The organism is Streptomyces sp. NPDC005402 (genome assembly GCF_040606575.1).
Classification (GTDB): Bacteria; Actinomycetota; Actinomycetes; order Streptomycetales; family Streptomycetaceae; genus Streptomyces.
The window spans coordinates 21,046-41,214 of the sequence record NZ_JBEXFB010000009.1 but is presented as its reverse complement, the minus strand read 5'-3'; the positions used below and the strand labels follow the sequence as shown (position 1 = coordinate 41,214).

Here is a 20,169-nt window from a genome sequence, read left to right as displayed (position 1 = left end):
GGGTCGGGGTGCAGGCCGGCCTTCGCCGAGGGTGGTTCGGGTGAGGGGGCGGATGTGTTTCGGGCCGGCCAGCCGGTCGTGGCGCGGGTCTTTGGGTTGGGCGTGAGGTCGGGCTTTGGTTGGTGGGAGCGGGGGTGCGGTGAGGGTGTGGGTCAGCGTCGGGCCGTCGTGGCATCGGGCTCCGGTGGGGACCGATCGGCCTTTGGCCGGTGGACGATCAGACTGCGGCCAGGGGGAGGGCGGCTTTCGGTCGAGGCCGGTTCGAGTGAGGAGGCAGGTCGGCATTGGGCCGGCCGGTCGTGGCGTCGGCCTTCGGGTCGGGCCACAGGTTGGCCTTAGGCAGGTGGCTGCGTCGGGCTCTGGTGAGGGGCACATCAGACGGGTCGTAGCATCTGCCGTGGGCCGGTGGACGCGTCGGCCCGCAGCCAGGGCGGGCCCGGCTTCGGTAAGTGGCCGCGTCGGGTTCCGGCGGGGCGACAGGTTCGGGCCTTCCGCCGGTCGGAGCGACGGGGCTTCCGGGCAGGGGACGTGTCGGCCCTCGGTGGCGGAAGCGCTGGGCCGTGGCCGGGTGGTCCCCGCACCCGTGGCTCGGTGGCCCCTCAGTTCAGCAGACCCGGGACCGCAGCAGTGGCAGGACCTGGTCGCGTGCGGCGGGTGCGAGGGTGAGGTCGGCTCCCGGCCGGTAATCCAGCGCACCGGGGCCAGTTCGGCGGCGGGGCGGGGTACGCCGGTGGTGGTGGTGTCGTAGCCATCGGCATCGGGACCCGCTCCAGTGCCGTGACCGCTCGGGGGCTCCAGGCCACAGGGGACGAGGCCGAAGTGCTTGCCGTCGGCAGGTGGAAGACGTCGGGTCCGCGATCTTGCTGACGCCGAGAAGGCGTCCGGAACGGACGATCACGGCGGCGGCCACGACGTGCTCGTTCATTCCGTGGGCCACGCGTCCCGCCCGGCCAGATGCAGCACGAGCGCCGCGATGTTCCACGCGTCGTCCTCGCCGCGATGATGCCGTCCTTCGAGGGGCAGCCCCGCGATCCCGAGGGCCTGCGCCATACCGGGGCGCTTGCGCAGCCCGTACGCCTCGGTGAAGACCGCCTTGGCGTTGGTGTGGCGGCGGCCGAAGGGATACGGCGTCCTCGTGGCCGCGCACTGCCGGGTGAACTGGTGACGGTCGTAGTCGCCCCAACTCGCCCACGGGCGCGCACCGGAGGCATGCTCGGCGGCGAGCAGACGGCAGGCTTCCCCCAACGACAGCCCCCCGTCGACCTCCTCCTGGGTGAGACCGGTCAACTCCGTGCAGAAATCGCTGACATCGGACCGGGCGGGACGCACCAGGATTTGGTGTCGTTCGACGCGCTCGGCGCTCGACAGGTCCACGACCGTCAGCCCGATCTCGATGATCTCGCCGACCGCGCCCGGGGGAGGGGAGCCGGGCCAACAAGTGGCTTCGACATCCACGACGTTCAGGAGGCGCCCGGTGCCCACGCTGTTCATGACGAGAACGGTAGGGGCGCAGATGTGTACGAGTCACCTCGTTTTCCCTGCACAGAGGTTCGGTAGGGGGTGATGGAACCCGGTGTTCCGTATGAGAGTGCTGTGAATTTCCGAGGTGCTTGAACACACGGGGCCCGCTGTCCGTATGGGGCGGGGGATTTGCATGCCCGGAGAGCCGACACGCGCAGGAGTATTTCCGTGGGACGCAGCAATCGCAGACGACCGACCGGCGCACGACGTGCGACCTTTGCCGCAGTGGCCCTGATGCTCGGGGGTGGTGGCTTGGTCGCAGCGAATGTGTACGCCTCCGCCACGGAGAGCGGCACGCCGCAACAGACGTCGTGGGGAGCCGTAACGATCGACTGCCCGGACGTCGGGGACAAGCTCACCAGTGTCCCGGACGGGTCGAGGGCGGACGTCGACAAGGAACTCGCCCTGCTGGACCAGCAGATAGCCGAGGCCTACCAGCAGCTCCAGGACCCGTCGGTCAAGGACCGCGAGTCCGCGCAGAGCCGTATCGTCGATCCGCTCCAGGAGAACCGCGCCGCCACGATCGAGCGCATCACCGCCGCTCTCGAGCGTTCCGGGGCACAGCCGGACGGTCTCGGCGACATGGCCGACTGCACCCTGCGCCAGACCGAGAACCAGAACGGCGACGGTCAGGGCCAGCAGGGCGACGGTCAGAATCAGGGAGACCAGAACCAGGACGACCAGCAGGGCGACGGTCAGGATCAGGGAGACCAGCAGGGCGACGGCCAGGACCAGGGCGGTCAGCAGGGCAATGGCGGGCAGGCGGGCAACGGCCCCGTCGCCGCGGACTACGCCGACATCAACAGCGCTCCACCCGCCGCGCAGGCGCCGCCGGCTCAGGGCGACGCCTCCCGCGGCACCTTCGTCACCAGCTGCGGTGTGAACGCGGGCGGCCTGTTCAACTCGGACAACGTCATCGTCGCCCCGGGTGTCTCCAACGGCGCCCACCACTTCCACGACTACGTCGGCAACCAGTCCAACACCGCTTTCGCGAGCGACCAGGACCTGGCGAACGCCCAGACGAGCTGTGCCGACCAGGGCGACAAGTCCACGTACTACTGGCCCGTGATCCGGCTCCAGAACGGAACACAGGAACAGGACGCGGACAAGCCGGGCGGAGGCATCGAGGGCAACGCCGGCCAGATCGTCACGCCGAAGGAAGTGACGCTGACGTTCGTGGGCAACCCCCGCAGCAAGGTCACCGCGATGCCGCGGCTGCTGCGCATCATCACCGGCGACGCCAAGGCCTTCGTCAACGGCAACGCCAACGCCAACGCGTCCTGGAGCTGCACCGGGTTCGAGGACCGGCAGCTGAAGGACAAGTACCCGCTGTGCCCGCAGGGCAGTGACGTGGTGCGCACCTTCAAGTTCCAGAGCTGTTGGGACGGGCGCAACATCGACAGCGCCAACCACCGCACCCACGTGGCGTTCTCCCAGAACGACGGCACCTGCCCGGAGGGCTTCGAGGCCATTCCGCAGCTGGTCCAGCGGATCGTCTACGACGTCGACGCGCCGAGCCTGAACGACGGCGGCCGCACGGCTCCGCTGTTCGCGGTCGACTCCTTCCCGGAGCAGCTCCACAAGCCCGTCACCGACCACGGCGACTTCATCAACGTCTTCGACGAGAACCTGATGAACGAGATGGTCGGCTGCATCAACGACGGCCGTCAGTGCGGCGCGGGCACGGGCCAGGACGACCCGGGCAACGGCGGCGACAACGGCAACGGTGACAACGGCAACGGCGGTGGCGACAACGGCAACGCCGGCGGTGGCAACGGCAACACCGGCGGTGACAACGGCTCCACCCCGGACCCCGGCGCCAGTCAGGACCCGGGTGACGGCAACGGGAACGGCTCCGAGGACACCCCCGGCAACGACAACGGCAACGACAACGGCAACAACAACGGCGACGAGCCGCAGCAGCAGCCGACGCAGACCGCCGAAGCTCCCGCAGGCGACCAGACCACCGCCGCCCCCGCTGACAACGAGCCGAAGACGTACAGCTCACCCACCGCCCACAGCACGACCGCCCCTTCGCCCGAGACCGGGACCGAGAACGGCAACAGCAACGGCGACGACCAGGCGACCCAGCCCAGCCCCCAGGACGACACCGCCACCGACGCCCCCGGTGCCGTCGCCCAGCCCCCGGTCGCCGCACAGCCCGAACCCCAGGGCAGCCAGAGCAGTCTCGCCGAGACCGGCGCCCAGTTGTGGCCGGCCGCACTCGGCGCGCTCCTGCTGATCTCCGGCTTCGTTCTCCTACGACGCACCAGCCGCCGCTCGATGTGACACCGACCGGCACGAGTCAGACGTAGAGGGTGGTTGTCCGCCGCGCAGCTTTACCGGCGGACAGCCACCCCTGCTCAGCCCGCGGCCGCGCGCCACGCGCCGCACCCCGATGAACACGGCGGCGATCACCCCGACCACCAGCACGTCGGCCCCACCGGCGAGGCGCACTCGGCCGGCCGACATGGCACCTCGAAATCGACGTGGTTATTCTTGATCTGGGAAACTAATTCGGACCGTACCCACGGCGGCCGCCCAGGGAGAAACGGCGACCGCTGATTGCGGCGGGGTGAATTCACGGCACCACTGCGTGGCCCTGCCACCGGTCCGTACACAGCTGCACGGAAAGCAACGGAAAGCAGGGGACCGTGGCTCCCGGTGAGGTTTGACGGGCCCCGAGGTCCCCCACCTCCGGGAGCGCCCATGTCCCTACGCCGATCCCACCTGCGAGCGGCATCCGTGCTCGCGGTCTGCCTCACCGCCTGCCTCACCGCGCTGTCCCCGGCGACGGCGGGTGCCACCGCCGACCCGTCGGGCGACCAGGCGCCGCAACGTCAGCTCGACGACTTCGTGCACCGCCCGGGCGGCCCGCCCGGAGCCATCGCCGTTCTGCAGACCGAGAAGGGAACCCGCGTCGTGCGCGCCGGAGCCGCCGACGTCCGTACCGGCCGCTCGCCCAGCTCCGAGGACCACATGCGCATCGCGAGCACGGCCAAGGCCTTCAGCGGGGCGGTGGCCCTCACTCTGGTCGACCACCGTGCTCTGCGCCTGGACGACACCCTCGGTAAACGGCTTCCCCGACTCCCCGACGCGTGGCGGTCGGTGACCCTCCGTCAGCTCCTGAGTCACACCAGTGGTCTGCCGGACTACTCCCGGAGCGACGGGTTCCTCGACGAGTTGCGGGCCGACCCCCTCCACCACTTCGACTCCCGGCGCCTGCTCGACTACGTCGCCGACAAGCCCCTGCTCTTCAAGCCGGGCACGCAGTACCGCTACTCGAACTCGGACAACATCGCCGTAGCGCTCATGGCGGAGGCGGCGACCCACACGCCGTACGAGGACCTCCTGCGTGAACTCGTCTACGCTCCGCTCCGGCTGCACTCCACCAGCCTGCCCCAGGGCAACCGGATGCCGGAGCCCTACCTGCACGGTTACGACGTGAGCCCGTCGGCGGGTCCGCAGGACGTCAGCGAGGTCATCGGTATGTCGGGCGTCTGGGCCTCCGGGGGCATTGTCTCCACGCCGGCCGACATGACCCGTTTCATCCGGGGCTACGCCGGCGGCCGGCTGTACGGCAGCACGGCCGTCGAGCAGCAGCGGCAGTGGGTCGAGGGCGCGTCCGAACCCGCCGGACCGGGCCGCAACTCCGCGGGCCTGGCCGTGTTCCGGTACGAGACGCGATGCGGTGTCGTACTCGGCCACACCGGAAACACCCTCGGTTATACGCAGTTGATCGCGGCCACCCCCGACGGTCGCCGTTCACTGACCTTCTCGGTCACCTCCCAGATCACCCGGTCCGCCGACGAGGAAGGGCTTCGGGAAATGCGCGCCGTTCAGGAGAACTTCGTCTGCGCATTGCTGCGCGGAAAGAATTGACAACGGTCACCGAAGCCCATTCGGAATTCAACTCACCACAATTTCCCAGGTGTCCACGGCGTAATGGACCGACATTCCGTGGCGTGCGTACAGTACGGGAGCCCCGGTGGCGTTCTCGGTGTCCACGCCGAGCCCCACGGTGTTCCGCCCCCGAGCCGCGAACGCCGCGAAGGCCTGCCGCAGCAGCAGCCCCCCGAGGCCCTGGCCGCGGCCCTCGCGGACGACTCCGACGCTGCGGATCCACCCCATGGCCTCGCGGTCGTCGCGAGCGATCAGGAAACCGACGTCCCCGAGATCCTCGGTGGAGACGAGCCAGACCAGGGACCAGTCGAGCCGGTCGGCGTGGATGTCGTGCAGCCACTGCTCGTACGGGCGCGGCTGGAAGTCGAAGTGCTCGGCGAAGGAGGCCTGGTAGAGGGCGTGCGCCTGCTTCCGGTCCGCCTCGTCGGAGCAGGCCCGCACCCGCACGCCCGCGGGCGGCACGGGGGGCAGGTCCTCGGCGGCCCGCAGCGGCCGCTCCAGCACGTGATAGCGGCGTACGACCGACCAGCCGCGCGCCCTTATCAGGGCGAGGTCGGTCGTGGGCGCCGAGTTGAGGTGCAGGTGGAGGACGGCCTTGGAGGCGCCGTTCGCCCGGGCCTTCTCCAGCGCCCTGGTCTCGACTGCCTTCAGGAGGAGTTCGCCGGCCTGCTGGTGGTCGGGCAGCACATAGTGGTCGGCGTCGATGCGCTCGCCCTTCGAGTCGTCCCACACCAGGGCGTACGCCACCAGGCGCGGTCCGTCGAAGGCCAGCCAGGAGTCGTGGTCGAGGTCGATCCCGGGGTGCTTGAGGTCGGACTCCACCGAGTGCAGGTCGGTCTCGGGCCGCCCGATCTCGATCCGGTCGATCTCGTTGAGCAACTCGGTGACGGCCGACGCGTCGGCGGGCGCGACAGCGCGCAGGAGATAGGGCATGGGGCAAGGGTCCGGGGCGGGCGCGGGGGCCGCAATCGAGTTTTGCCTGAACGGGGAGAAACCGTTCTCCCGGCCTTGGTAGGGTGCGCGTGTTGATCATGAAAGGGCGGCCGGAACAGGGAGTCCCGTGCGGAGCACCACCGCGGCGACCACTGCCCTCGCGTGTCCGCAGACCGGGCGTCGACCGCTGACCGGCGCCGATGAGGCCTTTGCGGGATCTTTGTGGAGAGTCGTCAAGTGTGGCGCCTGGTACGCCTGTTGACACTGTGGCTGCTGATAAGATCATTACACTTTTCAGTAGGCTGATGACGCGTCATACGCGCGTACGGGGGACAGCCAAAACGGCCCCATCGTGAAGGAGTGACGGTTGGTCCGCCGGTAGGTCCGCGCCGCAGGGTGGCGGGCGTTTCCGGGGGTCCCATGCACGGTCAGTCTCCCGACGCGAGGCGACTTGAAGAGAGTCTCATGACGTCATTGTTCGAAGATCCACTCTTGTGGGTCCTGCTCGTGGTACTCATCGCTGCGGTTTTCGCAGTGATGCGCGCACGGAGAACCAACATCCAGCTCCGCGCGAACAACAACAAACTGCACGGCGACATGGCGAGTGTGCGAGGTCAGCTCGCCGAGCTCCAGACGACCTACTCGTCGGTGAGCGCGCGGCACGCCGCGGATCTGGAAGAGGTGCGCAAGGACGCCGAGTCGGCGACCAAGGCGACCCTGAAGTCGGCCGTCGGCACCCTGGCGACCCTCGCCGAGGAGCAGCTGTCCCTGCTCGACGGACTCCAGCAGAAGTACGGCGACGACCACGCCGTCCTCGCCGACCTGATGCTGGTCGACCACACCGGCAGCCAGTTCAGCCGCCGCACCAAGGGCATCTCGGTGCTCTGCGGCGGCTGGCTCGGCCGACGTGACCGGGACGCCTCGGTCTACGACGTCGCCCGCAGCGCCCAGGGGCGGATCCGCGACTTCGAGCGGGTGAAGGTCCACTCGCAGGCGAGCGTCGCGATCAGCAGCCGGGCGGTCGAGCCGGTCGCCATGGTCCTGGCGGAACTCCTGGACAACGCCACCAAGTACAGCGCCCCCGGCACCCCCGTCGAGATCAACATCCAGGCCGTCCCCACCGGGATCTGCCTGATCGTCGACGACGCCGGTCTCGGTATGGACCAGGAGACCAAGGCCCGCGCCGCGTCCCTGCTGACCAGCGGCGGATCCGTGGACATCACGAGCCTCGGCGACCCGCCCAAGTTCGGCTTCGCCCTCTCCGGGAAGCTCGCCGCCCACTACGGATTCCATGTCTCCGTCGACGCGGTCTCCCCCTACGGCGGTGTTCGTGCCGTGATCCGGGTGCCCGAGAACCTCCTGACGGCGGACGTGCCCGCACCCGCACCCATCGAACTCGACGACCACGAGGGCGAGCCCGCGGCGGCCAAGCCGACCCCGGTCGCCTCCCTCGTCGTCGGACAGACGGCCGGTGGCCTGCCCAAGCGCCGTCGCCGCCGCAACGGCGCCGTCTCCGTGGTCGCCACGCCCAGCGCGGACACCACCGACCTGGACGCGGCCGGCGAGGAGACCGCCTCACGGCTCAAGGCATTCGCTCGCGGAACCCTGCTCGGGCGGGACTCGGACAACACGGAAGGACCTCAGAACCAGTGAATCCCGACCTGTCGTGGGTGTTGAACGACGTGCTCGAGGTACGCGGAGCCCGGCACGCCATCCTCGTCTCGGCGGACGGCCTGCTGATGCAGCGGTCCGACGGCATCGTCCGTGACGACGCCGAGCGGAACGCCGCCGCGATGAGCTCCCTGCAGTCCCTGTGCCGCAGCGTCGCCCCCTTCGTGGGCGGCGGCAAGGGTCTCTGGAAGCAGACACTGATCGAGTTCGACGGCGGATGGATCTTCCTCATCGCCGGGGGCAGCGGCTCCTACCTCGCCGTCTCGACCGCCCTGGACGTCGACATGGAGGCCATGTCGATCCGGATGCAGAAGACGGTGGGCGCGCTGACCAAGGCGATGAGCGCCACGCCGCGCCAGCACACCGGCGCAGACGCATGACCTGGCCAGGCGAGGACGCTCCGGTAACCAGCGACTTCGTCCGCTCCTACGTCATCACGGGCGGCCGCCGTCTCCCCTCCGACGATGACCTGGCCCTGCACACCCTGGTGTGCCTGGCCCCCGACCGGACCCTGCCGCTCGGGGCCGGACCCGAGGTACGGGCCATCTGGGAGCTCTGTTCGGGCGGCTACCTGTCGGTCGCCGAGGTCGCCGGGCATCTGGGACTGCCCGTCGGCGTGGCCCGACTGCTGCTGTCCGATTTATTCGAACAGGGGCACCTCCTGCGCCGCGCTGAACCGGCCCCCGCCCAGCACGTTCCCCGAGCGATACTCGAGAAGGTTCTGCATGGACTCGAAACCCTCAACATCGGCTGACCCCGGGGCGAACGGCTCCATCTACGTCTCCGCCGACGTGACCACCGCCGCGAAGATCCTGGTGGTCGGACACTTCGCCGTGGGCAAGACGACCTTCATCGGGTCCCTGTCGGAGATCACTCCGCTGCGCACCGAGGAGAAGATGACGCAGGCGTCCATGCACGTCGACGACCTGCGCGGGGCGCCGGAGAAGGCGACCACCACCGTGGCGCTGGACTTCGGCCGGCTGACCCTGAGCGACGAGCTGGTGCTGTACCTGTTCGGCACCCCCGGGCAGCAGCGCTTCATGCAGCTGTGGGAGGACATGGCCCGAGGCGCGCTCGGCGCCCTGCTCCTCGTCGACCCCTCCCGGCTGGAGGAGACGTTCCCGGTCATCGACCTGATCGACGAGTACGGCCTCGAGTACGCCATCGCCGTCAACACCTTCTCGCAGACCAGCCACTTCGAGGAGGACGAGATCCGCGAAGCCCTCGACCTGCTTCCGGACACCCCTGTCATCTACTGCGACGCCCGCGACCAGCGCTCCTCCGCCCGCGCCCTGATCGCCCTCGTGCGTCACCTGCTCGACCGCGCCGCCTGAACCACCACCCCCCGCCCGGGCCGCACGGTCCGGGCCACCAAAGGACACAGACATGGACGTTCACGACACGGCCGCCACCGGCGCGGCCAGATGCCCCATGTACGACGGCTCCTTCGCCGCGGACCCGCAGAAGGTCTACGAATACCTCCGCGCGCACGGCCCCGCCGGCCCGGTCGAACTGGCCCCCGGCGTGGACGCCACGCTCGTGGTCGGCCATGAGACGGCCCTGCGGGTGCTCCAGAACCCCAACTTGTTCGCGCGTGACGGCCGCCGCTGGACCGCCCTCAACGACGGCCGGGTCCCCCTCGACAGCCCCGTCCTGCCGATGATGGCGTACCGGCCCAACTGCCTGTTCACCGACGGCGCCCAGCACCTCAGGCTGCGCAAGGCGGTCACCGAGAGCCTCGACCGCCTCAACGTCACGCGTATCCGCCGCGACGTCGAGCCGATCGCCGCCTACCTCATCGACCAGTTCAGCGAGCGGGGCCGCGCGGACCTGATCAACGACTACGCCAAGCTGCTGCCGCTGCTGATGATCAACAAGCTTTTCGGCTGCCCCGCCGCCATCGGTGACCGGGTCACCAGCGCGATGGCCGACATGTTCGACGGCAAGGACGCGCTGAAGGCCAGCGACGAACTCACCGCCTGCTTCATGGAGCTGGTCTCCCTCAAGCGCCGCGAACCCGGCGACGACATCACCTCCTGGCTCGTCCAGCACCCCGCCGGCCTCAGCGACGAGGAGCTCAAGGACCAGCTGGTGATGCTGATCGGCGCCGGTGTGGAGCCCGAGCGCAACCTCATCGCCAACTCCCTGCTCCTGCTCCTGGACCGGGACGGCGAGGACGGCCCGAGCATGCAGATCGAGGACGCCCTCGACCACGTCCTGCTCAACAACCCGCCCATCGCCAACTACGCGACGCACTTCCCGCTCCAGGACGTCGACCTCGGTGGAGTGGTGGTTCAGGCGAACTCCCCCCTGGTCATCAGCTTCGCCGGAGCCAACAGCGACCCCGCGCTCGCCTCGTCGGGCCAGGCCCACAGCCGCGGCGCCCACCTGGCCTGGGGCGCGGGCCCGCACGCCTGCCCGGCCAAGAGCCCGGCCCAGGTCATCGCGGTCACCGCCATCGAGCTGATCCTCAACGCGCTGCCCGACCTAATCCTGAGCGTTCCGGCCCAGGAACTTGAGTGGCGTCCCGGCCCGTTCCACCGCGCCCTGGCCGCCCTCCCCGTCCAGTTCAGCCCCACCCCGGCCACCCGGATGGCATCGGCGTACGGCGTGCCCACCGCGCCCCGCCCGACCGTCGTCCAGCAGCCCCAGCAGGCGGCGCGCGTCCCCGCCCCCGCACCCGCATCGCAGAAGCCGGCCAAGAAGGGCTTCTGGAGCAGCTTCCTCGAGATCTTCCGTGTGTGACGGCTTAGCGCCGCCCGGCCGGTGCCGGAGAGAGGACTGACGGCTTCACGGGTCCCCTCTCCGGCACCTGCGTTCGTTCGGGGGACAGAGCGCCTCTCGCCCGCCCGAAAGAACCTTCTCCGGGCAGAATCGACTCCCGTACAGCACGACGCGCAGTGCGAGGAGCGGCTCATGGAGTACTACGACCTCGGCTCCCACGGCCGGCCCGTCACCACCGACTCCGCCGAGGCCCAACTCTGGTTCGACCGCGGCCTGGTGTGGACGTACGCCTTCCATCACGAGGAGGCCGTGGCCTGCTTCGAGCAGGCGGCCGCCGCCGACCCGGACTGCGCGATGGCCCACTGGGGCATCGCCTACGCGCTGGGCCCCAACTACAACAAGCCCTGGGACTTCTTCGACGACCGGGACCTGGCCCGGACCGTCGAACGCACCCATACGGCCGTCGAGTCGGCGCACCAGAAGGCAGCCGTACGGGCGACCGCGGTGGAGCGGGCTCTGATCGGCGCCCTGCGCTCCCGCTATCCGCAGGCCGAGCCCGCCGAGGACTGCGCGGTGTGGAACGTGCCGTACGCCGACAGGATGCGCGCCGTCCACGAACTCGCCCCGGACGACGCGGACCTGGCCGCCCTGTACGCGGACGCGCTGATGAACCTCACGCCCTGGCAGCTGTGGGACCTGCGCACCGGCGAGCCCGCCGCCGGCGCCCGCACCCGCGAGGCCCGGGCCGTCCTGGAACGGGCGCTGGCCGGCGCCGCCGGCCGCACCCACCCGGGCCTCCTGCATCTGTACATCCACCTGATGGAGATGTCACCCACGCCCGAACTGGCCCTGCCCGTGGCGGACCGGCTGCGCGGTCTGGTTCCGGACGCCGGGCATCTTCTGCACATGCCCTCGCACCTGGAGGTGCTGTGCGGCGACTACCGGCGGGTGGTGGCGGACAACAGCGCCGCGATCGCCGCCGACCAGAAGGCCCTGGCCCGGGCCGGAGCGATGAACTTCTACACGCTCTACCGCTCGCACAACTACCACTTCAAGATCTACGGCGCGATGTTCCTGGGCCAGTCGCAGACCGCCCTGGAGACCGCCGCCCGGCTGGAGGAGTCGATCCCGGAGGAGCTGCTGCGCGTCGAGAGCCCGCCCATGGCCGACTGGCTGGAGGCCTTCCTCGCGATGCGCGTCCACGTCCTGATCCGGTTCGGCCGCTGGACCGACATCCTGGACCTCCCGCTGCCCGCCGACCCGCGCCTGTACTGCGTGACGACCGCGATGCTCCACTACGCGCGCGGCGTCGCCTGGTCCGCTCTCGGCCGCGTCACCGAGGCGGAGGGCGAACGCGTCCTGTTCCACGAGGCGGCCGGCGAAGTCCCCGAGACGCGGATGCTCTTCAACAACACGTGCGCCGACATCCTGGCGATCGCCTCGGCGATGCTGGACGGCGAACTCGCCTATCGAAAGGGCGAGTTCGAAACGGCCTTCGCGGCGCTCCAACGGTCCGTCGAACTGGACGACAGCCTCCCCTACGACGAACCGTGGGGCTGGATGCAGCCGACCCGTCATGCCTACGGTGCCCTTCTGCTCGAACAGGGACGCATCGCCGAGGCCGAGGCCGTCTACCGCGCCGACCTCGGCCTCGACGACACTCTCCCGCGCCCGCTCCAGCACCCGGGCAACGTGTGGGCGCTGCACGGCCTCCACGAGTGCCTGGTCCGAGGGAAGAAGGAGGGGGAGGCGCGGATCGTCGCCCAGCAGCTGCGGATGGCCGCCGCGCTCGCCGACGTACCCGTCGAGGCGTCGTGCTTCTGCCGGCTGGACACCGGTGCGTCGGACTGCTGCGGATAGGCTTCGTCAACTGGGCTACGAAAACGGAGAGTTGCATGCGGAACGCGGGCGAATTCATCGCGGATGCCTATGGACTCGGCACCGGAACCTGGTCGATGACGCCCGTCGCCCGCGGCGCCCTGGGACAGATCTGGAAGCTGTCCGGGAACGGCACCGCGTGGGCGGTGAAGGAGCTGCTCTTCGAGAAGGACACCCCGGACGTCGACGCCGAGTCCGCACTGCGGGACGCGGCGGAGACGCTGGGCATCTGCTCGCCCCGTCTCATGCCCGACCGAAAAGGCGCCCATGTCGTACGGCTCCCCGAGGGTTCCTGGGTGAAGGTGTACGACTGGGTCGACGGTGCCGTGGCCGACCCGTCGGACCCGGGGATGCTGAGCTGGTGCGGCCGTACGCTCGCCCTCCTGCACCAGGCGGGGGAGGGCGCGAGCGGCACCCCGAGCGGCTGGTACGAACGGTGCAACCCGGTCTCCGACTGGGCCGAACTGCTCGGGAAGGTGGAGCGGGCAGGCCTGCCCTGGGCGGGGGAGCTGGGCCGGTTCGTCGCCACGACGGCCGTCGAGCTGGCCCGGTATGTCTCGCCGTCAGCGCCCGACGACGTGGTGACCTCCCATCTCGACATGCGGCCGCAGAACGTCCTGGTGGGCGAGAACGGCCCCGTCCTGCTCGACTGGGACAACGCCGGGCCCGTCTCGGCGGAGCGTGAACTGGCCCGTGCCGTCCACGTGTGGTCGGGCGGCAACGACTTCGACGCCGATGCGGCACGGCGAGTGGTGTGGGCCTACCGTGACGCCGGCGGCCGCGCGGTCGTCAAGGATCTGGACGCCTTCTCGATGCTCTTCGCGACGGACCTCAACTACGTGTACGTACAGGCCGAATGCGCGGTCGACCCGTCGGTGACCGCGGAGCAGCGCGGGTTCGGGAGCCGTGAGGCCGTGGCCAAGCTGCGCGGACTGCCCGACCTGACCGCGGTCCGGCGCCTGACGGAGGCGCTGGAGGCCGAGTGGTGACCGCGGACGACGCGATCAGCGCTCATCGCGGACATCGGGAACGCCGGGGAAGAGCGGTGGGCCCGTGAGCACCGCTCGGCACCCGGCACTAATCTCCTCGGCATGAGCGAAAACTCCGCGCGGTCCGTCACCGTCGAGCGCACCAGCACCGGCCACTTCGTCGCCACCAACGTCCGCGGCGGCACGATCAGCTTCGGCACCGGATCGGGCAGCGAGTTCACCCCGGTCGAACTGCTCCTCGCCGCGCTCGGCGGCTGTACGGCGGTGGACGTCGACCTCGCCACCAGCCGCCACGCCGAGCCCGCCGCCTTCTCCGTCGAGGTGAGCGGCAACAAGGTCGACGACGAGCTCGGCAACCGGCTGACCGACCTCGCGGTCACCTTCACCGTGACCTTCCCGGACGGCGAGGGCGCGGACCGGGCCCGCACGATCCTGCCCCGGGCGGTGAAGACCTCCCACGACCGCCTGTGCACGGTCAGCCGCACGGTCGAGATCGGCACGCCCGTCACCGCGACCGTCGAGGACGCCTGACCTCTGCGTAGCCTGTCCCCGTGTCCGCCTCCCGCCTTCGCCGCGTCGCCGTTCTCGTCCTCGAAGGTGCCAAGCCGCTCGATGTCGGCATCCCCGCGCAGGTGTTCACCACGCGCGCGAGCATGCCGTACGAGGTGAGGCTGTGCGGCGCGGCCCCAGGGCTCGTGAGCGGTGGGGACGGGCTGTCGTACCACGTGGCCCATGGTCTGGAGGCGCTCGCGTGGGCCAATCTCGTCTTCATCCCCGGCTACCGGTTCCCCGACCGCGAGGACCCGCCGCCGACCGTCGTCCAGGCCCTGGTCGCCGCCCACAGCAGGGGCGCGCGGCTCGCCGCCATCTCGACCGGCGCCTTCGCGCTGGCCGCGACGGGCCTGCTCGACGGCCGGCGTGCCACGACCCACTGGCACTACACGAGGGCGCTGGCGGCGAGGCATCCTCACGTCCGGGTCGACGAGAACGTGCTGTTCGTCGACGAGGGCAGCGTGCTGACGTCGGCCGGCGCCGCCTCCGGCATCGACCTGTGTCTGCACATCCTGCGCGGTGACCTCGGGGTCGCCGCGTCCAACCACGCGGCCCGGCGCCTGGTCGCGGCCCCGTACCGCAGCGGCGGTCAGGCGCAGTACGTGCCGCGCAGCGTGCCCGAGCCGCTCGGCGAGCGCTTCGCCGCCACCCGGGAGTGGGCCCTGCACCGACTCGACGAACCCCTCACCCTCGACATCCTGGCGCGGCAGGCCGCGGTCTCGCCGCGCACGTTCTCGCGCCGCTTCGTCGAGGAGACCGGATACACGCCGATGCAGTGGGTCATGCGCGCCCGCATCGACATGGCCCGGGAGCTGCTGGAGCGTTCGGAGCGGAGTGTCGAGCAGATCGCCACCGACGTGGGGCTCGGGACGGGCGCGAATCTGCGGACGCACTTCCAGCGGATCCTGGGGACGACGCCGAGTGAGTACCGGCGCACGTTCACCCGGGGCGAGTAGCCCCTCCCGTCGGGCGGCTCGCTTGGCGCGATCCTTTTGAACCATGGCGATCGCGCCACTGTCAGCGGTGGACGCCGCGCGCGAGCCTGGTGGGGATAGGGAAGGGACACCACTCATGACTCGCATCGCCATCAACGGATTCGGCCGCATCGGACGCAATGTGCTGCGCGCGCTCCTCGAACGCGACAGTGCCCTGGAGATCGTCGCCGTCAACGACCTCACCGAGCCCGCCACCCTCGCCAGGCTGCTCGCCTACGACAGCACGGCCGGCCGCCTGGGCCGTCCGGTGACCGTCGACGGGAACACCCTGGTCGTCGACGGCCGTCGCATCACCGTGCTCGCCGAGCGCGAACCGGCACAGCTTCCCTGGGCCGAACTCGGCGTCGACATCGTGCTGGAGGCCACCGGGCGGTTCACGTCGGCCAAGGCCGCCCGCGCCCACCTCGACGCGGGCGCCAGGAAGGTCCTGGTCAGCGCGCCCTCGGACGGCGCCGACGTCACGCTGGCGTACGGGGTCAACACCGACGCCTACGACCCGGACGTGCACACGGTCGTCTCCAACGCCTCCTGCACGACCAACGCGCTCGCGCCCTTGGCCTCGGTGCTCGACGAGCTCGCCGGCATCGAGCACGGCTTCATGACCACCGTGCACGCCTACACCCAGGAGCAGAACCTCCAGGACGGTCCGCACCGGGACGCCCGTCGCGCCCGCGCCGCCGGTGTCAACATCGTGCCCACGACGACCGGTGCCGCCAAGGCGATCGGCCTCGTGCTGCCGAACCTGGACGGCAAGCTGTCCGGCGACTCGATCCGCGTTCCGGTTCCGGTCGGCTCCATCGTCGAGCTCAACACGACCGTCGCCCGCGACGTGACACGCGAGGACGTCCTCGCCGCGTACCGCTCCGCGGCCGAGGGCCCCCTCGCCGGCATCCTCGAGTACTCCGAGGACCCGCTGGTCTCCTCGGACATCACGGGCAACCCCGCCTCGTCGATCTTCGACTCCGCCCTCACCCGCGTGGAGGGCCGCCACGTGAAGGTCGTCGCCTGGTACGACAACGAGTGGGGCTTCTCGAACCGCGTGATCGACACGCTGGAGCTCCTGGCCAACGGCTGACCAGGCCGACTCGGGATCTTTTGCGCCGCACACTCTTCAGAGGAACGGCGTACCGGCGTCCAGCCCGCACAGCACCCTGCCGTACAGCTCCAAATTGGCGGCGGGGTTGACGAAGGAGTGCAGGTTCAGCGCGTTGAGGTCACGCACGGCCCGCTGGACCGGCACCTCCCGATGCAGCGACGACGCGCCGGATGCGGAACCGATCAGATCCACGGCCTCCTTGCACAGTCGCGCCACATGACCGCTCTGGGCCCGGATCCGAGCCCGCTCCTCCGTTGTGTAGGAGTTGCCGTCGGCGACCCGGGCGTCGATCAGTGAGACGTAGTCGGCGGCGAGCAGCTCGGCGCAGGAGATCTTCATCGCTGCCTCGGCGAACTGCAGATGCGTCACCGGGGATTCGTGCTGATGCTCGTAGAACGTGTAGGTGATGCCCCGCTGATGGACACGCTCGCCGAACTCCGCCAGCGCCGCCCTGGCCGGACCGAGGGCGCCGGCCGCGGTCCAGGCGCAGAACAGCAGGAGCACGGGCATGCCGTAGAAGGGGTCGGCGCTGTTGAGCCGAGAGGGGAAGGAGCCGCTCAGCAGCGGCCCCAGCGGCAGTACGCGGTGAGCCGGAACATGAACGTCATGGGCCACTACGCTGTTGCTGCCGCTCCCGGCCAGACCGGTGACGTGCCAGTCGTCCAGCACGTCGAGGTCGGTCATCGGAATGGCCGCCCACAGCAGATCCGGTCGGCTGCCGTCCCCGGGGTCCGTCACCGCGGTCAGCAGATGCCAGTCGGAGTCCTGACAGCCCGTCGCGAACGGGGAGGTTCCGTCGACCACGTAACCGCCGCCCACCGCACGGGCCTTCGCCTTCGGGACGAGGGTGCCGCTGACCCGTACGCCGGGGCCGGTGAAGATCTCGTCCTGCGCCTCGTCCGGGAAGAGCGCCGCGATGAACGCGCACCCGGCCTGGATCAGCGCCGTGAACCCGGTCGACCCGCACGCGGCGGAGACCTCGCTCAGCACGTCGACTTGCGTGCGCACCGAGGACTGGTAACCGCCGTACCGGCGGGGCACGTTCATGCGAGGGACCCCGGCCTCGGTCAGTGCCGCGACGACCTCGCCCGTGACCCGGCGTTCCTGTTCCGTGCGCAGGGCGTGCGAACGGATGAGAGGCTGCAGTTTCCGTACACGTTCGACGAGTTCGGCGTCCAGGTTCCGTGCGGATGAACCAGCCAAGGCAAGACCTCCGGGCCCGGTGCGCGGGAGAACCTTCACCGTGACGCCCAACCCGGTAGGTGTCAACGCCCCCTTCAGGCCGTGCTGTTGATACAGCCGGTCCGCAGCAGCCCGGCAACCGCGGCCTGCCCGTCGTCCTTCATGGCCTCGGCCCACCGACGTCCCGCATCTCTGCCGAAATACATCGGATGAGTCTAGAGGCTGGTCTAGGCCTGCTGACGTGTATGTCTGGCTGAGCGGCCTCGTAAAAGGTGCAACGATCCCGCGTCTACTGGAGTGTTGAGTGGATTGACAGGTGCACGAGTGCCTCTTAGGTTCGCCGATACACCCGATGTATCAAGGATCCGTCAGGTAGAGAGGACGACGATGACCTCACAGCCGGAGAGACGAGCGCACCCGCCCCGCAGAGCCGTACTCGGCACCGCGCTGGGCGGAGCCGCGGCGGCCGCGTTACCCGGTACGGCCCACGCCGAGGCCCGCGCCGAGGGACCGATGCCCCCGCAGGGTGCCGCCCGGCGGCCCTGGAAGCTTCGCGACACCATGACCACCGACGGCGCCTGGGCCACGTTCCTGCGCGCGCAGGACCTGCTGTGGACCAGGCTGCCGACCCTTTGGCACGAGGGCCCGTTCCTCGGCGACGGTCAACTCGGCAGCATGATCTACCAGGAACCCGGCGCCAACCGGATCCGCTTCACCGTCCAGCACGGCCGAGTCCAGGACCACCGCCCCGAGTTCGGCAGCGGCTGGGGCACGTGCCGCCTCCCCGTCGGCCACCTCACCCTCGAACCGGCCGGCACCATCACCGCTGTCGACTGGCGGCTGAGCCTGTGGAACGCCGAACTCACCGGCACCGTCACCACCACGGCCGGCACCCTCACCCTCGCCGCCCTCGTCCACGACGAGGTGCTGGCCGTCCGCGTCACAGCCGACGGCGGCGAACGGGCCACCTGGACCTTCCACCCCGAGGAAGCCATCAGCCCCCGCAAGATCAGCGAGGCCCCGCCCGCCGACTACACCGCCAACCCGCCCTGGACCACCCGCACCACCTCCGACGGCACCGAACAGGTCCTCCAGCCCCTCACCGGCGGCGGCCAGACCGCGACGGCCCACCGCCGCACCGGCAATGACCTGCTCCTCAGCGTCGGCCACAGTCATCCTTCCGACACCGCGGCCGAAGCCGACTCCCTGCGCAATCTCGGCCGCGCGAAGTCGTACAGCACGCTCAGACAACGGCACACGCGCTGGTGGCACGAGTTCTACCGCAAGAGCTTCGTGTCGTTCCCCGACCAGCGGCTCCAGAGCTTCCACTGGATCCAGCTCTACAAGGTCGCCTCCGCCAGCCGCGCCGGCGGTCCCGTCATGGCCACCTCCGGCCCCTGGCTGGAGCCCACCCCCTGGCCCGCGGTCTGGTGGAACCTCAACGTCCAACTGGAGTACTGGCTCATCCACGGCTTCAACCACCCGGAGCTCGACTCCCTGGCCACCACCCTGCGCCAGAACCAGGAACAGCTCATCGTCAACGTACCGGCCGCCTACCGCGCCGACAGCTCAGGCGTCGGCCGCAGCTCCGACATGTACGCCAACCGCACCGTCGGCCGACCCGGCACCGGCGCCGAGACAGGCGACCTCACCTGGGCCCTGCACAACGTGTGGCTGTCCTACCGCCACTCCATGGACAAGTCCCTGCTGCGCGACACGATCTACCCCGTTCTGCGCCGGGCGATCAACTACTACCTGCACTTCCTCGCCCCGGGCAGCGACGGCAAGCTCCACCTGCCCAGCACCCTTTCGCCCGAGTACCCCGTCGTACCGCCGCAGGACACCAACTACGACCTCGCCCTGATCCGCTGGGGCTGCCAGACCCTCCTCGACTCCTCCGAACTCCTCGGAATCGACGACGAGTTGAAGCCGCGCTGGCAGGAGGTGCTGGCCAAGCTCACGCCGTACCCGGTCGACGACAACGGCTTCATGATCGGCGCCGACACCCCGTACGCGCAGTCCCACCGCCACTACTCCCACCTGCTGATGGTGTACCCGCTGTACCTCGTCAACTGGGACCAGCCCGAGAGCCGCGACCTGATCACGAAGTCCATCGTCCACTGGCACGCGCTGACCGGCGCGCACCGCGGCTACAGCTACACCGGTGCCGCCTCCATGTACGCCATGACCGGCGACGGCGACACCGCGATCACCTACCTGCGCAAGTTCTTCGACCCGACCACGCGCTACCCCTGCCGCGCCAACACCCACTACACCGAGGCCGGCCCGGTCATCGAGACCCCGCTGTCCGCCTCGCAGTCCCTGCACGACATGTTCTGCCAGAGCTGGGGCGGGGTGATCCGTGTCTTCCCGGCCGTCCCGACCGCCTGGGCGGACCTCACCCTGCACAACTTCCGCACCCAGGGCGCCTTCCTGGTCACCGCGGTCCGCAAGGCGGGAAAGACCCGGTTCATCAGGGTCAGGAGTCTGGCCGGGGAGCCCCTCCGACTCCGCCACGGCCTCACCGGCCGCCTCACCGTGCTGCTGGACGACGGCACCCCGGCCCGCACCCACGACCTCGGCGACGGCACCCTCTCCATCGACCTGCCCCGCGGCCGCGAGGTGCTCGTCCACTCCGGCTCCCGCCCCGACCTGAGCGTCGCGCCCGTCGCCGTCAGCGAGCCGGGACCGGCGTGGGGACTGCCGTAAAGGCCACACACTTCGG

At 70.0% G+C, this 20,169-nt stretch carries 16 protein-coding genes; 13 read left to right on the top strand and 3 right to left on the bottom strand.

Annotated elements, in window-relative coordinates; translation table 11 throughout:
* Nucleotides 1–921 precede the first annotated feature (921 nt).
* Nucleotides 922–1,491 (bottom strand): 3'-5' exonuclease, encoded by a 570-nt coding sequence (locus tag ABZT02_RS18915; protein WP_356019067.1) that lies wholly within the window; start codon nucleotides 1,489–1,491, stop codon nucleotides 922–924.
* A gap of 264 nt (nucleotides 1,492–1,755) precedes the next feature.
* Here ABZT02_RS18915 and ABZT02_RS18910 point away from each other — a divergent pair, with 264 nt between their 5' ends.
* On the top strand, nucleotides 1,756–3,810 hold the full coding sequence (locus ABZT02_RS18910; RefSeq protein ID WP_356019343.1) for a DUF1996 domain-containing protein: 2,055 nt from the start codon (nucleotides 1,756–1,758) through the stop codon (nucleotides 3,808–3,810).
* 420 nt (nucleotides 3,811–4,230) lie between these two features.
* Nucleotides 4,231–5,403 carry a serine hydrolase domain-containing protein gene (locus ABZT02_RS18905; protein WP_356019066.1) on the top strand — a complete coding sequence of 391 codons (1,173 nt, stop codon included), beginning with the start codon at nucleotides 4,231–4,233 and terminating at the stop codon, nucleotides 5,401–5,403.
* Between the two features lie 27 nt (nucleotides 5,404–5,430).
* Here the strand turns inward: ABZT02_RS18905 and ABZT02_RS18900 are convergent, their stop codons facing one another.
* Nucleotides 5,431–6,357 (bottom strand): GNAT family N-acetyltransferase, encoded by a 927-nt coding sequence (locus ABZT02_RS18900; RefSeq protein ID WP_356019065.1) that lies wholly within the window; start codon nucleotides 6,355–6,357, stop codon nucleotides 5,431–5,433.
* Nucleotides 6,358–6,822: 465 nt separating this feature from the next.
* Here ABZT02_RS18900 and ABZT02_RS18895 point away from each other — a divergent pair, with 465 nt between their 5' ends.
* The 10 genes from ABZT02_RS18895 to gap all read left to right on the top strand — a co-directional run bounded on the left by ABZT02_RS18895 (nucleotide 6,823) and on the right by gap (nucleotide 16,241).
* Nucleotides 6,823–8,010 (top strand): ATP-binding protein, encoded by a 1,188-nt coding sequence (locus ABZT02_RS18895; protein ID WP_356019064.1) that lies wholly within the window; start codon nucleotides 6,823–6,825, stop codon nucleotides 8,008–8,010.
* Nucleotides 8,007–8,408, top strand: a complete 402-nt coding sequence (locus ABZT02_RS18890; RefSeq protein WP_037713893.1) for a roadblock/LC7 domain-containing protein — start codon at nucleotides 8,007–8,009, stop codon at nucleotides 8,406–8,408. The genes ABZT02_RS18895 and ABZT02_RS18890 overlap by 4 nt, the downstream gene beginning before the upstream one ends.
* Entirely contained in the window at nucleotides 8,405–8,782 is a 378-nt protein-coding gene (locus tag ABZT02_RS18885; protein WP_007386762.1) for a DUF742 domain-containing protein, read from the top strand. Before ABZT02_RS18890 ends, ABZT02_RS18885 begins: the two co-directional genes overlap by 4 nt.
* The gene (locus ABZT02_RS18880; RefSeq protein ID WP_007386763.1) at nucleotides 8,754–9,362 is read left to right on the top strand and encodes an ATP/GTP-binding protein; all 609 of its coding nucleotides are present in this window, start codon (nucleotides 8,754–8,756) and stop codon (nucleotides 9,360–9,362) included. The genes ABZT02_RS18885 and ABZT02_RS18880 overlap by 29 nt, the downstream gene beginning before the upstream one ends.
* A 52-nt stretch (nucleotides 9,363–9,414) precedes the next feature.
* Complete coding sequence (locus ABZT02_RS18875; RefSeq protein WP_356019063.1) at nucleotides 9,415–10,773, top strand: cytochrome P450; 1,359 nt, start codon at nucleotides 9,415–9,417, stop codon at nucleotides 10,771–10,773.
* Nucleotides 10,774–10,944: 171 nt separating this feature from the next.
* Entirely contained in the window at nucleotides 10,945–12,612 is a 1,668-nt protein-coding gene (locus ABZT02_RS18870) for a hypothetical protein (protein ID WP_356019061.1), read from the top strand.
* Nucleotides 12,613–12,647: 35 nt separating this feature from the next.
* Complete coding sequence (locus tag ABZT02_RS18865; protein ID WP_356019060.1) at nucleotides 12,648–13,619, top strand: phosphotransferase; 972 nt, start codon at nucleotides 12,648–12,650, stop codon at nucleotides 13,617–13,619.
* Nucleotides 13,620–13,721: 102 nt separating this feature from the next.
* Nucleotides 13,722–14,150, top strand: a complete 429-nt coding sequence (locus ABZT02_RS18860) for an OsmC family protein (protein WP_356019058.1) — start codon at nucleotides 13,722–13,724, stop codon at nucleotides 14,148–14,150.
* 20 nt (nucleotides 14,151–14,170) lie between these two features.
* Nucleotides 14,171–15,127, top strand: a complete 957-nt coding sequence (locus tag ABZT02_RS18855; protein WP_356019057.1) for a helix-turn-helix domain-containing protein — start codon at nucleotides 14,171–14,173, stop codon at nucleotides 15,125–15,127.
* A 115-nt stretch (nucleotides 15,128–15,242) separates the two neighbouring features.
* Nucleotides 15,243–16,241, top strand: coding sequence for a type I glyceraldehyde-3-phosphate dehydrogenase (gene gap, locus ABZT02_RS18850; protein ID WP_356019056.1), 999 nt, complete (start codon nucleotides 15,243–15,245; stop codon nucleotides 16,239–16,241).
* A 36-nt stretch (nucleotides 16,242–16,277) separates the two neighbouring features.
* Here the strand turns inward: gap and ABZT02_RS18845 are convergent, their stop codons facing one another.
* A complete protein-coding gene (locus tag ABZT02_RS18845; protein WP_356019055.1) occupies nucleotides 16,278–17,465 on the bottom strand; it encodes an acyl-CoA dehydrogenase family protein in 1,188 nt (395 codons plus the stop codon).
* A 366-nt stretch (nucleotides 17,466–17,831) separates the two neighbouring features.
* On the opposite strand from ABZT02_RS18845, the gene ABZT02_RS18840 reads away from it, so the two are divergent.
* A complete protein-coding gene (locus ABZT02_RS18840; RefSeq protein ID WP_356019053.1) occupies nucleotides 17,832–20,153 on the top strand; it encodes a Tat pathway signal sequence domain protein in 2,322 nt (773 codons plus the stop codon).
* The last annotated feature ends 16 nt before the right edge of the window (nucleotides 20,154–20,169 follow it).